This window comes from Pseudomonas sp. DR 5-09 (assembly GCF_001655595.1).
GTDB classification, from domain to species: domain Bacteria; phylum Pseudomonadota; class Gammaproteobacteria; order Pseudomonadales; family Pseudomonadaceae; genus Aquipseudomonas; species Aquipseudomonas pharyngis.
The window spans coordinates 2,094,114-2,108,146 of record NZ_CP011566.1 but is presented as its reverse complement, the minus strand read 5'-3'; the positions used below and the strand labels follow the sequence as shown (position 1 = coordinate 2,108,146).

The 14,033-nt window shown below is 60.0% G+C and carries 9 protein-coding genes; 8 read left to right on the top strand and 1 reads right to left on the bottom strand.

Annotated features, from left to right (window positions below; all coding sequences use genetic code 11):
• Positions 1 to 6: 6 nt before the first annotated feature.
• Positions 7 to 1,410, top strand: coding sequence for an efflux transporter outer membrane subunit (locus PDR5_RS09395; protein WP_064594777.1), 1,404 nt, complete (start codon positions 7 to 9; stop codon positions 1,408 to 1,410).
• A 100-nt stretch (positions 1,411 to 1,510) separates the two neighbouring features.
• On the opposite strand, the gene pvdP is transcribed toward PDR5_RS09395, so the two are convergent.
• A complete protein-coding gene (gene pvdP / locus PDR5_RS09390; RefSeq protein ID WP_064594776.1) occupies positions 1,511 to 3,139 on the bottom strand; it encodes a pyoverdine maturation tyrosinase PvdP in 1,629 nt (542 codons plus the stop codon).
• A 222-nt stretch (positions 3,140 to 3,361) separates the two neighbouring features.
• Here pvdP and pvdM point away from each other — a divergent pair, with 222 nt between their 5' ends.
• From pvdM to PDR5_RS09355, 7 genes are all read left to right on the top strand, one after another.
• Positions 3,362 to 4,711 carry a pyoverdine-tailoring dipeptidase-like protein PvdM gene (pvdM, locus tag PDR5_RS09385; RefSeq protein ID WP_064594775.1) on the top strand — a complete coding sequence of 450 codons (1,350 nt, stop codon included), beginning with the start codon at positions 3,362 to 3,364 and terminating at the stop codon, positions 4,709 to 4,711.
• Between the two features lie 28 nt (positions 4,712 to 4,739).
• Positions 4,740 to 6,020: a pyoverdine-tailoring periplasmic protein PvdN gene (pvdN, locus tag PDR5_RS09380; protein WP_064594774.1), complete on the top strand. Its 1,281-nt coding sequence runs from the start codon at positions 4,740 to 4,742 to the stop codon at positions 6,018 to 6,020.
• Between the two features lie 30 nt (positions 6,021 to 6,050).
• Positions 6,051 to 6,944, top strand: coding sequence for a dihydropyoverdine dehydrogenase (pvdO, locus tag PDR5_RS09375; protein WP_064594772.1), 894 nt, complete (start codon positions 6,051 to 6,053; stop codon positions 6,942 to 6,944).
• Positions 6,945 to 7,062: 118 nt separating this feature from the next.
• On the top strand, positions 7,063 to 8,712 hold the full coding sequence (locus tag PDR5_RS09370; protein WP_064594771.1) for a cyclic peptide export ABC transporter: 1,650 nt from the start codon (positions 7,063 to 7,065) through the stop codon (positions 8,710 to 8,712).
• Positions 8,713 to 8,865: 153 nt separating this feature from the next.
• The gene (locus PDR5_RS09365) at positions 8,866 to 11,292 is read left to right on the top strand and encodes a TonB-dependent siderophore receptor (RefSeq protein WP_082934374.1); all 2,427 of its coding nucleotides are present in this window, start codon (positions 8,866 to 8,868) and stop codon (positions 11,290 to 11,292) included.
• Between the two features lie 290 nt (positions 11,293 to 11,582).
• Positions 11,583 to 13,685 carry an S-type pyocin domain-containing protein gene (locus PDR5_RS09360; RefSeq protein WP_237233822.1) on the top strand — a complete coding sequence of 701 codons (2,103 nt, stop codon included), beginning with the start codon at positions 11,583 to 11,585 and terminating at the stop codon, positions 13,683 to 13,685.
• Positions 13,682 to 13,942 (top strand): bacteriocin immunity protein, encoded by a 261-nt coding sequence (locus PDR5_RS09355; protein WP_064594769.1) that lies wholly within the window; start codon positions 13,682 to 13,684, stop codon positions 13,940 to 13,942. The genes PDR5_RS09360 and PDR5_RS09355 overlap by 4 nt, the downstream gene beginning before the upstream one ends.
• Positions 13,943 to 14,033: the final 91 nt, after the last annotated feature.

Below are 14,033 nucleotides of genomic sequence, written 5' to 3'. Positions count from 1 at the left end.
CGATCTATGAAACCGCGCTTCAGTTTGTTGACCGTGTGCCTGATTCTCAGCGCCTGCGCCAATCCCCTTCAGCGTCCGGACAGCGGCTTGCAGCCTCCCGCCGCATGGCAGTCAGCGCAGGCTGCCAGCACTGCCCGCAACAACCCGCAATGGTGGACGCAGTTCGGCAGCCAGGAGCTCGATCGCCTGATCGAACAGGCTCGCACTGGCAGTTTCGACCTCGCCGCCGCCATGGCTCGGGTACGCCAGGCCCAGGCCGGCACCGTGATCGCCGGCGGCTCACAATTGCCTGAAGTGCAGGCCACGCTCAATGCCAATCGGCAGAAACTGTTACGCGGCAAGGGCTACAGCCAACTGGACGCCGACAGCAGTAACAAGGCCGTGGATTACTTCGACGCCAATCTGAATGCCAGTTACGAAATCGACTTTTGGGGTGGCAAACAAGCCTCTCGCGACAGTGCGCAATTCGCCTTGCAGGCCAGCGAGTTCGATCGTGCCACGGTGGAGCTGACCTTGTTCGGCAGTGTCGCCGACACCTATGCGCAAACCTTGTCGCTGCGCGAGCAGAGCCGCATTGCCGAGCTCAATCTGGCCAACGCGCAAAGCGTTTTGAAACTGGTGCAAACACGTTTTGACTCAGGCTCAGCCACCGCCCTGGAACTGGCTCAGCAGAAAAGCCTGGTAGCAGCCCAGCAACGGCAATTGCCGCTGGTGCAACAACAGGCCCGGGACGCTTCGATCAGCCTCGCAGCCCTGCTGGGTCGCCCGGTTCAGGCTCTCGTGCTGAACCGGGAATCGTTCGATCAACTGCATTGGCCGGAAATCGCCACTGGCGTGCCAAGCGATCTGCTCAATCGCCGCCCGGACATCGCGCGCGCCGAAGCGCAACTGGCCGCCGCCGAGGCCGACGTAAAGGTTGCCCGCGCTGCCATGCTGCCGACTGTCAGCCTCAGTGCCGATATCGGCTCCGGGGCCGACCAGTTCCGCGACGTTCTGCGCAACCCCTTCTACAACCTGACCGCCGGATTGATCGGGCCGATCTTCAATAACGGTCGTCTCGGCGCAGAGCGCGACAAAGCCACTGCGCGCCAGGAAGAACTGCTGCAGAACTATCGCGGCGCGATCATCAATGGCTTCGCCGATGTCGAAAAAGCCTTGAACAGCATTCGCGGCCTCGACGAGCAACGGCAATGGCAAAGCGAGGAGCTGCGGCAAGCGCAAACGGCGTTCGACATCGCCCAGAGTCGCTACCAGGCCGGCGCAGAGGATTTGCTGACGGTGCTGGAAACCCAACGCACGCTCTATGCCGCGCAGGATTTGAATGTGCAGTTGAGATTGTCACGAATGCAGGCAAGCATTGCCTTGTACAAGGCATTAGGCGGCGGCTGGCAGGTACTGGCATCGCGCTGACCTGCAAGTGCAATCGCCAGCAGGCCGGACCCACCACATTCATCGGTGCAGCTGAATGGGTGGGGGGGCAAGCCTGCTGGCGATGGCAGTGAATACCGTCTCAGACCTGAGTCTGTCTGGGCTTCAGATGACGCGCATACCACGGACGCTGCGGCACCTTGCGCAACAACGACGACAACACTTTCTCGTCATCGCTGAAGGTGATGCGCAGGGCCAGCTTCATGGTTTCCGGATCCATCTCCACTGACTTGCCTGGCTGCAGGCCCGGTACCGTGCTGCAGCCGTGGGTGCTCGGCCCGAGCCATGGGTCGGCGACTTCCACCCAGCGTCCCGGTGCAAACCACGGCACGCCATTGACCTGCAAGCGACTGACTTCGCCCGGATGAAAGCGCTCGTGCGCGCGGAACCAGTCTTCCAGACGATCATCGATCCAGCCATGGAACGCCCAGAACACCGGGCTCACATGAGAGGAGAACGGATCGCCCAGGAAATCGTTTTCAGCGGCGTACCAACGCGCGGAAAAATCGGCCGGATCACGCGCAAACGGCACCGGGTGACCGTTGGAGGGATCGCGCGGCACAGACGCCCAGCGCATGTGCAGCCAGTCGTGCAGCCCCAGCTCAACCTCCGAGCCGAACTGCCCCAAGGTCAGTTTGGCCAGGTAGCGCGGGTCACGGTAGCGCGATTCCCACACCAGGAAATTACTGTGATAAGTCTCGGCCGTCTTGATGTCGCTGACCCATTGCGAGTATTCGTCATCGTCCTCGGCCAGCCAGGTCGGCGGCAGCGAAGTGCCGTCGTGATTGTCGAAATAATCGGCAAAACCCTGGCGATCGCGGATCAATTCCGGCTGCGGCAGGGGAAAATGCTGCCACGACGGCAGATCCTGCATTGATCGCGCCGTGCCCAGCATGTGCCGGTGCATGAAGAAGAAATCGATACCCGAGCCATTGCGATCCTTGCGCGGGCCACGGGCGTCGCGCTCCTTGCCACGCGGGCCAGGCTGCCAGCCGATACCGCGCAGGGCGCCGCGTTTTTCCTCGCTCAAGGTGTGCCACTTGTCGCGGCTGGCGTGCCAGAGTTGGTGGAACAGGCGGTGCTCGGGGGAGATCAGCCAGGCCAGCAACGTCGGGTTCAACCCGGCCCGCTCGCGTGCCTCGGGGAACATGCGTTTTACGGCAATAAAACGATTGTCCTGCGCCGGCAGCATTAACGGCCGATCCAGTCTGAGGACGCGCCCGCTGAGGCTGCCGCTGCCGGCGTTGCCGAAGCCGCCCCAGACTTCATCCAGCGCCATGTTGAATTCGTAGTCCGGTGCACCGTCGGCCGCCGATGCGCTGACCAGACGCCAGCTCAACTGCGAGGCTTTGACATCGGCGAGGTCCGCGAGAATGCGGTAGCGCGGCGCCTGAGGCGAGCGCAAACGCTCGGCCGTGTCGAGAAAGCCGATAACGCCGCGCCCTTTGTGGGCCACATCGAGAAACACTTCCAGACCGTCCCTGGGTAAACCCGCGATACCGGCGTCATGGCCCTCGAAACGAATCTGCCAGATACCGCGCAGCGCATCCGCCAGGCGTTGCCCGGCAACATCCGCGATGTCGAACGACGCCTCACCCGGGGTGATCGTCGGATCCGGCTTCGTCCATTCACGATGCCCAAAATACGCTGCTGGCACAGCGGCGCCGGTCAGTGCCAGGCCCGCCATGAACCATCGTCGAGAAATCTTCATTGCCCTACCTGTGTCAGCCATGAAGCAGGCTTTATCCAAGCTAGAACGTTTGTTGCAGAGGTAAATTTATGGCGCCCCGAAAAGTTCGCAGCCTTCGGCAGTGCCTGAATCGGGCTGCGTTCTTTTCAGCCAGGCCTAAATTACCCGGCTGCCCAGTCGTTCCACCCAAATAGCGAAGGCCCCTGCGCCCGCAACTCGACGGCGAACCTGACTGAGATGGCAATGACAACACCACGTTCGAAAAAGGCTCTTTACATTGGCCTGCCGCTGGCCCTGGCGATCAGCGCTGCCGCAGGCTTTGCGGTCTGGGAACACTGGTTCAAGGACAATCCCGGCTACCCGGTCAAAGTCATGCAGCAAGCCGATGAGTTGCAGGATCGGATCATTTCGTTCGATAGCCACATCACCGTGCCGCTGGATTTCGGCACAGCCGGCAACGAAGCCGACAAGGATGGCAGCGGCCAGTTCGATCTGGTGAAAACCGCCCGCGGGCGCCTGTCCGGTGCCGCCCTGACGATCTTCGGCTGGCCGGAAATCTGGAACGGCGCCAACGCGCCACACCGTCCCACCGCCGGTTTTGTAGAAGAGGCCCGCTTCGAACAGGAAACCCGCTACAAGATCATCAGCACCCTGGTCCGCGATTTCCCCAATCAGGTCGCCATCGCCTACACCCCGGACGATTTCCGCCGCCTGCATGGCGAAGGCAAGTTTGCGATTTTCATCAGCATGCTCAACGCCTATCCACTGGGCAACGATCTCAACGCCCTGGACAAGTGGGCCGCACGGGGCATGCGCATGTTCGGCTTCAGTTACGTGGGCAACAACGACTGGGCCGACTCTTCGCGCCCCCTGCCGTTTTTCAATGACACCCGCGATGCGCTTGGCGGTCTGTCGGACATTGGCAAACAGGCCGTGCATCGGCTCAACGATCTGGGCGTGATCATCGACGTCTCGCAGATGTCGACCAAGGCCCTGGAACAAGTCGCACAGCTGAGCCGCGCACCGATCGTGGCCTCCCATTCGGCTCCCCGGGCGCTGGTGGATATCCCGCGCAATATCAGCGACCAGGAAATGCAACTGATCAAGAACAGCGGCGGCGTCGTGCAGATTGTCGGTTTCCCGACTTACCTGCGCCCGTTGAGCCAGGCCACCCAGGACAAGCTCAACGCCTTGCGTGCGAAGTTTGATCTGCAGCCGCTGCAGGGCCTGGAAATGGCCTTGATGCCTGGCGACCCGATCATCACTGTGTGGCCGGAACAACGCTTTGGCGAGTACGCCGGCCAGCTCTATTCAATCGTCGACGAAGAACCCAAGGCCAACCTCAAGGACTTCGGTGACGCCATTGATTACGCCGTGAAGAAAATCGGCATCGACCATGTCGGCATCAGTTCCGACTTCAACGATGGCGGCGGCCTGGATGGCTGGAAGGACGTCAGCGAAGCGCGCAACGTAACCGCCGAGCTGATCTCGCGTGGCTACAGCGAGGCCGACATCGCCAAATTGTGGGGCGGCAACTTCTTGCGGGTCTGGGAACAGGTACAAAAATCCTCCAGGCCCGTGGTCAACCGCTGACACCTCTTCGAACAAGCGATCTGATCTCATGACCAACCGTCGTTCTTTCCTCAAACAGGCCGGCATCCTTGCCGCCGGCCTGCCCTTGGGCGCTGCCGTCAACCTGCCGGCCGGCGCCGCCAATCCACAACCGCCCGCCGGAAACAAATGGGCGCAATTGCGCCAGCTGTTCGATCAGGACCCGGATTACCTGCATTTCGCCAACTTCCTCGTGACCTCCCATCCGCGCCCGGTGCGCGAAGCCATCGAGCGTTACCGCGCAACCCTCGACCGCAACCCCGGACGTGCGATGGATTGGGATCTGGGTGAAAGCGAAAAGCGCGAGCAAGCCGTGCGCGAATGGGCCGGTCGCTACCTCAAGGCCAAGCCCGAGCAGATTGCTCTCACCGGCAGCACCACCGAAGGTCTGGCGCTGATCTATAGCGGCATTCATGTACGCGCCGATCAGGAAATCCTCACCACCGAACACGAACATTACTCGACGAATTACACCTTGGGTTATCGCCAACAGAAAGATGGCGTAAAGGTGCGCAAACTGAAGTTGTTCGACAGCAGCGCCAAAGTGTCCGTCGACGAAGTGCTGAGCAACATCGACAAAGGCATTCGCCGCGAAACACGCGTATTGGGCATGACCTGGGTGCAATCGGGCAGCGGCGTGAAACTGCCGATCGGCGAGATCGGCAAACTGGTGGATCAGCACAATCGCCAGCGCGAGGAAAAGGATCGCATCCTGTACGTCGTCGACGGCGTGCATGGTTTCGGTGTCGATGACCTCGACTTCCCCGACATGCATTGCGACTTCTTTATCGCCGGCACCCACAAGTGGATGTTCGGCCCCCGCGGTACCGGGATCATTTGCGCACGTTCCAGTGAACTCAAGGACGTCACCCCGACCATCCCGACCTTTTCCGAGGCCACCACGTTCTCGACCATCATGACCCCCGGCGGGTATCACAGTTTCGAACACCGCTGGGCACTGGACGAAGCGTTCAAGCTGCATTTGGCGCTGGGCAAACGCGAGGTGCAAACGCGCATTCACGAACTCAACACCTACGCCAAGAACCGCTTGCTGGAACACCGCTCGATTGAACTGGTAACACCCCGCAGCGCCGATTTGTCTGCCGGTTTTACCTTCTTCCGGATCAAGGATCGCGACTGCGAACAGGTCGCCGCCCAGCTCATGCAAAACCGCGTGGTGTGTGACGCGGTGGAGCGCGACGTCGGCCCGGTGATCCGCATCGCCCCCGGCCTGCTGAACAGCGAAAACGACATCGAGCGTTTCATGGCCGTACTCGACAAACAGCTCTGACACCCCGCTTTCCTTTAAACGAGATGACTCATGAAACGTGATCTGTTGCCCCCTGCCCACGGCGCCAACGCGCTCAAGGCACTGGCCCTCGCCGCCCTCATGACCGGTCTGCTGCCGACTGCCGCACAGGCCGCGACACCGCCCGCCGCGGGTAAAGTATTCAAGGACTGCAAAGACTGCCCGGAAATGGTCGTACTCCCGGCCGGCACCTTTACCATGGGCACGCCTGAGGATGAAGTGGGCCGCGAACCTGACGAAGGCCCGATGCATGAAGTAACCTTCGCCAAACCCTTCGCCATGAGCCGCTTCCAGATCACCGCCGGTGAATGGGACAGCTACATTCGCCAGAGCGGTGCAGTGATCGCCAACGGCGACACGCGCCCCGGTCGCGAGTGCATCGCCAGCAAACCGCGCTATCCGCAAACCCCGCGTCAGCCGGCGGTGTGCATGGATTTCCAGGACATCAAGAACTACGTCGCCTGGCTGTCGAAAAAAACCGGGCAGAAGTACAGCATGCTCAGTGAAGCCCAGCGCGAATACGGTGCCCGGGCAGGATCCAAAGGCCCTTTTCCCTTCCCGTTCGACGAGGGCAAAGGCTATAGCATCGCCAAACACGCCAACACCTACGGCCCGGCGGACGGTTACAGCTTCAGCTCACCGGTGGGCAGCTACCCGGCCAACGCCTTTGGCCTGTATGACATGCACGGCAATGTCTATGAATGGGTCGAAGACTGCTATCACCCGGACTATAAGGGTGCGCCAACCGATGGCAGCGCGTGGCTTGAACCCAACTGCGACACCCTGCGCATTCGTGGCAATGACTGGGGGGAAGCGCCGGTATTCTCTCGTTCGGGCAACCGCAACGACATCGATCCGAAGACCCGCGGCGACTGGATCGGTTTCCGTGTCGTGCGTGAGTTGTAATCCGCAGTAACGCTTCTGCTCTCCCCACGGTCGCCGCCAGTCGGCGACCGTCTAAATTAAGCTCCGGATCAGACGTTCTACAGGGTATCTGCCTTACGACCCAAGGAACTGTCCTGTCATGACCCAGCCTACGCGCGGTGCAATTCATGAATTGTTCACCCTACTCAAACCTTTTCGGCTCGTCGTCGCACTGTCGGTCATTCTGGGTATGGTCGGTGGCCTGAGTGTTACGGTCCTGCTGGCCACCATCAATAACGCGCTGCACTCCGAATCCGGCCTGACCCAAGGCGTGGTCGCGCTGTTCGGTGGCCTGTGCGTGCTGGCGCTGCTCAGCTCGATCTGCTCGGACATCGGCACCAACTATGTCGGCCAGCACATCATCGCCACCCTGCGCAAACAGCTGGGCGAGAAAGTGCTGTCGGCACCGATCGAACAGATTGAACGCTATCGCAGCCATCGCCTGATTCCGGTGCTGACCCACGACGTCGACACCATCAGTGACTTCGCCTTCGCCTTCGCGCCACTGGCCATCTCGCTGACCGTGACCCTCGGTTGCATGGGGTACCTGGCGATGCTGTCGTGGCCAATGTTCCTGATCATGGTCGTGGCGATCCTGATCGGCACTGGCATCCAGTACTTCGCCCAAGGTCGCGGGATCAAGGGTTTCTTCGCCGCCCGTGACGCTGAAGACGAACTGCAAAAGCACTACAACGCGATTGCCGAAGGCGCCAAGGAACTGCGCATACACCGCCCGCGCCGCCAGCGTATGTTCAATAGTGGCATCAAGGGCACGGCCGATTTCATCTGCAAGACCCAGATCAAATCGATCAACACGTTCGTGATTGCCAAGAGTTTCGGCTCGATGCTGTTCTTTGTGGTCATCGGTCTGGCGCTGGCCCTGCAATCGTTCTGGCCCAGCGCTGACAAAACCGTGATGAGCGGTTTCGTCCTGGTGCTGCTGTACATGAAAGGTCCGCTGGAACACCTGGTCGGCACGTTGCCGGTGGTCAGCCGCGCGCAGATTGCCTTCCGCCGCATCGCTGAACTGTCGGCGCAGTTCTCCTCGCCCGAGCCGCATCTGTTGCTCAGCGATCAGGGCAAGAAAGCCGAGCCGGTGCAGAGCCTGGAACTCAAGGACGTGCGCTACGCCTTCCCGGCCGTGGGCGAGGCCAAGCCGTTCACGCTGGGGCCGGTGAACCTGAAGATCGAACAAGGCGACATCGTATTCATCGTCGGCGAAAACGGCTGCGGCAAGACCACCCTGATCAAACTGCTGCTGGGCCTGTATCCGCCACAACAAGGAGAAATCCGTCTCAACGGCGAATGCGTGACTGCCCTCACCCGCGACGATTACCGCCAGTTGTTCACCACGGTGTTTGCCGACTACTACCTGTTCGATGACGTGGTGCAAGGCGATACGCACATTCCCGACGACGCCAACAAATACCTGCAACGCCTGGAAATCGCCCACAAGGTCAGCGTGCAGGACGGCAGCTTCACCACCACCGACCTGTCCACCGGCCAGCGCAAGCGTCTGGCGTTGGTCAATGCGTGGCTGGAGGAGCGCCCGGTGCTGGTGTTCGACGAATGGGCCGCGGATCAGGACCCGACCTTCCGCCGGATCTTCTACACCGAGCTGCTGCCCGATCTCAAACGCCTGGGCAAGACCATCATCGTGATCTCCCACGATGACCGTTATTTCGATGTCGCCGACCAGTTGGTGCGCATGGATGCCGGCAAAGTCAAAACCGCGCTCAACCCGGCCTGATACGCCAACCGCTCAGGGATGAGCTGATCCCGCCTTCGCGCGATAGCAGAGACTTTCGCGGTTCGCGGGATTTTTCCGGTTTTTACGCAGTGTTGCGTCTAATTATCATTAACTAATAAAACTGCACTCGCACTTCAGGAGCATCCCGAGCAAATGCAAGCCTTAAAGTTGTCCCGCACCCCTCTGGCCGAGGCCATCTCCCGCCGCAATCCGCGTGGCGCAATGCTGTCAGGTGCTCTGCTGACGCTGATGCTGTTGGGCAGCACCCAGGTTCAAGCGACGCCGGTCGACGTCAACATCCCTGCGCAACCGCTGTCCCGAGCACTGCAACAGCTGGGGCAACAAGCCAATCTGCAGATTCTCTACAGCCCGGAATCCCTGGCTGGCCTGAACTCGAACGCGGTATCCGGGCACCTGGAGCCGAAACAGGCACTGGACAACTTGCTGCTGGGGAGCGGCATGACCTATCAACTGACCGGCAACTCCGTTTCGCTGGTGCCGGCCACCGGTGCAGGCGCGGGAAACGCACTGGAGCTGGGCGCGGTATCGATTTCCGGCAAGGCGCCGGGGTCGACCACTGAAGGCTCCGGGCTGTACACCACGTACTCGTCCAGCAGCTCGACGCGCCTGAACCTGACACCCAAGGAAACTCCGCAGTCACTGACCGTCATGACCCGTCAGCGCCTCGACGACCAGCGTCTGACCAACCTCAGCGACACCCTCGACGCCACACCGGGCATCATTGTGCTGCGTGACGGCCAGGGCGCAGAGTCCGACGGTTACTTCTCCCGTGGTTTCGAGATCCAGAACTTCGAAATCGACGGCGTGCCGACCGTCAAGCGCATGGACAACTACACCCAGAGCATGGCGATGTACGACCGTGTGGAAGTGGTGCGTGGCGCCACCGGTTTGATCAGCGGCCTGGGCAGCCCTTCGGCCACCATCAACCTGATCCGCAAGCGTCCGACTGCCGAAGCTCAGGCCAGCGTCACCGCTGAAGCCGGCAACTGGGATCGCTACGGCACCGGTTTCGATGTCTCCGGGCCGCTGACCGAAACCGGCAACATCCGTGGCCGACTGGTCGGCGACTTCAAGACCGAACAGTCCTGGATCGACCGCTACAAGCAAGATTCGCAGCTGATGTACGGCATCACTGAATTCGACCTGAGCGAAGACACGCTGCTGACCATGGGTTTCAGCTACCAGCGCACCGACGTCGATTCGCCAATGCGTTCGGGCCTGCCAACCCGCTTCACCGATGGCTCGCGCACCAACCTCAGCCGTTCGCTGAACTCGGCGCAGACCTGGTCGTATAACGATCACGAACAAACCAGCTTCTTCACCTCGATCGAACAGCAGTTCGGCAATGGCTGGAGCGGCAAGGTTGAATTCACTCACTCCGAGAACAAGTTCGACGAGGTCTTCAACTACGTCAACGGTGGCCTGAACCCGGACGGCAGCGGCACGACCCAACTGCCGGTGCGCTTCTCCGGTACCCCGCGCCAGAACAACATCGACGCCTACCTGACCGGCCCGTTCGGCCTGCTGGGTCGCGAGCATGAGTTGATCGCCGGTGTGACCCTGTCGCAATACAACGAAAACGTGCCGAACTACGGCAGCTGGAAATACGACTACTCCGGCTCCCCTGCCGGCGCCATCGACAACCTGCTGAACTGGAACGGCGACTCGGTCAAACCCGAATTCAACGTCACCGGCAAATCCACCGTCGATGAAACTCAATACGCCGCGTACCTGGCCACCCGCCTGCGTGCCACCGATGACCTGAGCATCCTGCTCGGCAGCCGCGTGGTCGACTGGCATCGCGACATCGAAGACAAGCCGTACGGCGGTGCAGAAACCAAGACCAAGGAATCGGAAACCGGTGTCTACATTCCTTACGCGGGTGTGGTCTACGACGTCAACGACACCTGGTCGCTGTATGCCAGCTACACCAAGATCTTCAACCCGCAATCGTCCTGGGTACGCGACATCAACAACAAGCCTCTGGACCCGATGGAAGGCACCGGCTACGAAGTCGGCGTCAAGGGCAGCCACTTCGATGGCAAGCTGAACTCCAGCTTCGCGCTGTTCAAGATCGAGCAGGACAACCTGGCGATCTGGATCGACACCCCGGGCGGCAACACCTACAAATCCGAACAAGGCACCACCACCAAAGGTGCTGAGTTCACCCTCGATGGCGAACTGGCCGAAGGCTGGCAAGCGTCTGCCGGTTACGCCTATGCCGTCAGCACCGATGCCGAAGACCAGCGCATCGTCACCACCCTGCCTCGTCACAGCCTCAAGACCTTCACCAGCTATCGCCTGCCGGGCGTTCTGGACAAAGTCACCGTTGGCGGCGGTGTGAACTGGCAGAGCAAGACCGGTGCCGACCTGCATACCTTCCAGCAAGGCAGCTACGCCGTCACCAACCTGCTGGCGCGTTACGACATCAGCAAAAACCTCAGCGCCTCGGTCAACCTGAACAACGTATTCGACCGCGAATACCTCAGCTACGCCGGCGACCACGGCATGTACGGCGCACCGCGCAACATCATGACCGGCTTCAAGTACACGTTCTGATTTAACCGCTGCAACACAAAAAGCGCCCCGGCCAAACCGGGGCGCTTTTTTTTTGGATGAAGGTTTAACGGCACTACAAAACATGCGGCTTGAAAGGTATTTCCTTTCGTTGCATAGGAAACGTCCGATTACATAAAAGAAGCATCCGCCAAAACCCTCTTTTCGGCGAAAACTTCCGCCTTATCTCCTGTCAGCGCCTACAGAAGACTCGGGTATTTCCCTGAGCACTTCGTTGTAACGTTGATTGGCAGGAAGCAATTGACTGCTCACCCATTACTTATCGAAAAACAATGCACATTCAAAAGGATATGAATATGCAAAAACCATCGTCGTTCGAATTGACCGAGGCCGTCCACACAATCGGGAAAGCACCTCCAGGCATGCGAATAAACCCCTCGACCGGCACCACGATTCCCAACAGCGGCCGGTTCGGCCCTCCGCGAAGCACCGGCCAATATCAGCAAGTACTGCAAAACTTTACCGGCCCGCTGGAGGCGGAATATCAAGGCAAGACAGCACAGATTCCGCAGACCATTGAAACGGATCTGGCAGCCGCACGACAGGAAATCTCGACCCACCCGCTACCACCGGCTGCATCGTTGGTCCGCGAGCTGGGTGTACGCAACACCGTGATTCAGCGAAAAAACCAACAACTGCAACACCAGACCCATTTGTCCCACGGTTTCTACGGCAGCGATCCTACCGACAAAACGGTTTCCCAGTTCCTCTCCCGCGCACAGATCATCGACCCGATTCTCAGCCCCAACGGCCCGGGAATGAACCTGTGGAAACTGTCCTATCGAGCAGCGCTCGAAGCCAGATTGCTGGCTCAGACCCTCAACGTTCTTCATCAACAACAAGCCAATGTGCACAACTGGCTGGCCACCGTGCAGGCCAACGAACGGGCACAAGCCGCTGCCGCCGAAGCGGCGCGTCAGGCCGCCGAGCGCGCCAGAATCGCCGCTGAACAGCAGCGTCAGCAGGCGTTGGCAGATGCAGCACGTCGCCAGCGTGAACAGGCAGAGGCTCAGCGCGTGGCTGCCGAACGCGCCCTTATCGCCGCCGAGCAGCAGCGTCAACATGCGTTGGCCGAAGAGGCTCGTCGCCAACGTGAACTGGCAGAGGCTGAACAGGCGCGGGTTCAAAGAGAACAGGAAGCACAGCGCTTGAAGGAGCAGCGTCAGGCGCAGAGGAAGGCCAAAAGGAAAAAGCAGCAGCAAGCGCGCCGGGCCAGGGCCAGATTGGCCGCGCAACAAAAACGCCTGCATGAAAAATGGCAAGCCGAGAGCGACGCCCGCTGGCAAAACCCGACATTTGCCAACGTTGGTTCACTGGCTGCGTTTGACTCAACGTTTAGCGGCACGCTCGGCCACATCGCCACCAGCCAGGCCACCTCACTGGCGCTCAGAACTGCTTTGCGCACCGCCGTTTCTGTCGTGAGCGCCGCAGCGGCGCCCGTTCTGGTCGGTTTCGCAGCACTGCTGATGCCATCCAGGCTGGGCAATGGCGATCTTTATTCGGCCAGTGTTCCGCTCTCGGAACTCGCTCCCGATCTGAACGCTGTCGACCTGTACGAACGGGCGGCCAGCGGCAAAGATGTCGACCTGCCGGTGAGGCTCGGTTCCAGGACGATCGGCAACCGCGCGGAGATTGTTGTCGTCGGTACGGACGGCGTCACAGTACCGGCCAACGTGCCGGTAAGACTGGCCCGTTTTGATGCAGGAAAAAATGCGTACATCTCCGGCGACGCCGAGGCCAAGGGTCCCACCCTGACCTGGACACCTTTGGTACAACCGCTGAATCCTTCGACGGATTTGCCGTTCGCCGACACCGATCTGCCGATCTACGAAGGTGCAACGGTCACCCCGCAAGGCGGGCGAATCGACCCCTTTCCCGAACTGGACCAGTACGACTTCGGTGGCTTCATCACCGTATTCCCGATCGAGTCCGGCATCCCGCCGACCTTCACGATGTTCAGGGATCGTCGTCAGGATCCGGGAGTCGCTTCGGGGAATGGGCAAGTGATATCGGGGAATTGGCTGGGGGCCGCGTCAACCCCGGAAGGTGCGCCGATACCCGCGCAGATTGCGGATACGCTGAGGGGACAGGAATTTTCCAGTTTTAAAGCGTTTAGGCGGGCGTTTTGGAAGGCAGTGGAAAGTAATGAGCAATTAATGCATGAGTTTCCATACTTTAATCAACTCGATATCAAAAAGGGGCTTTCACCACGTGCCCCCCAAGCAGAACATGTAGGGAGAAGGGTAAAAATAGAGATACATCATGTTGTGCCTATCGGTGAAGGTGGCATGGTTTACGATGCAGACAATCTCCGACTGTTGACACCGCGCCAACACATAAAAATCCACGCCAAGCAGAGGAGGACCAAACAATGAAATTTAAATCCAGGTTTGAAGAATATACAGAGTCAGAGTTTATCGCCCTCATAAACCGCTTGGTTGAAGGAGACTACTCATCCGAGAGAGAGCACGACGCGATAGTGGACAACATAGTGAAAATTTCGGAACACCCGAGCGGCTCGGATATTTTGTACTACCCTGCCGAGGGGGTCGAAGACAGCCCCGCTGGTGCATTAAAAGCCATCAAGGAATGGCGGGCCGCCAACGGAAAACCAGGTTTCAAACCGCAATAGTCAGTTCCTGAAACGCGGTTTCAGAGGCGCCCTCTTAGGGAGCAAGCCCGCTCCAACGGAGACGGGGTGTTGATGGCCTGGTGTGTGGACG

Excerpts from the sequence above, each read along its gene's own strand:
- PDR5_RS09395 (WP_064594777.1), top strand. The coding sequence starts at position 7 with ATGAAACCGCGCTTCAGTTTGTTGACCGTGTGCCTGATTCTCAGCGCC.
- pvdP (WP_064594776.1), bottom strand. The coding sequence starts at position 3,139 with ATGAAGATTTCTCGACGATGGTTCATGGCGGGCCTGGCACTGACCGGC.
- pvdM (WP_064594775.1), top strand. The coding sequence starts at position 3,362 with ATGACAACACCACGTTCGAAAAAGGCTCTTTACATTGGCCTGCCGCTG.
- pvdN (WP_064594774.1), top strand. The coding sequence starts at position 4,740 with ATGACCAACCGTCGTTCTTTCCTCAAACAGGCCGGCATCCTTGCCGCC.
- pvdO (WP_064594772.1), top strand. The coding sequence starts at position 6,051 with ATGAAACGTGATCTGTTGCCCCCTGCCCACGGCGCCAACGCGCTCAAG.
- PDR5_RS09370 (WP_064594771.1), top strand. The coding sequence starts at position 7,063 with ATGACCCAGCCTACGCGCGGTGCAATTCATGAATTGTTCACCCTACTC.
- PDR5_RS09365 (WP_082934374.1), top strand. The coding sequence starts at position 8,866 with ATGCAAGCCTTAAAGTTGTCCCGCACCCCTCTGGCCGAGGCCATCTCC.
- PDR5_RS09360 (WP_237233822.1), top strand. The coding sequence starts at position 11,583 with ATGCACATTCAAAAGGATATGAATATGCAAAAACCATCGTCGTTCGAA.
- PDR5_RS09355 (WP_064594769.1), top strand. The coding sequence starts at position 13,682 with ATGAAATTTAAATCCAGGTTTGAAGAATATACAGAGTCAGAGTTTATC.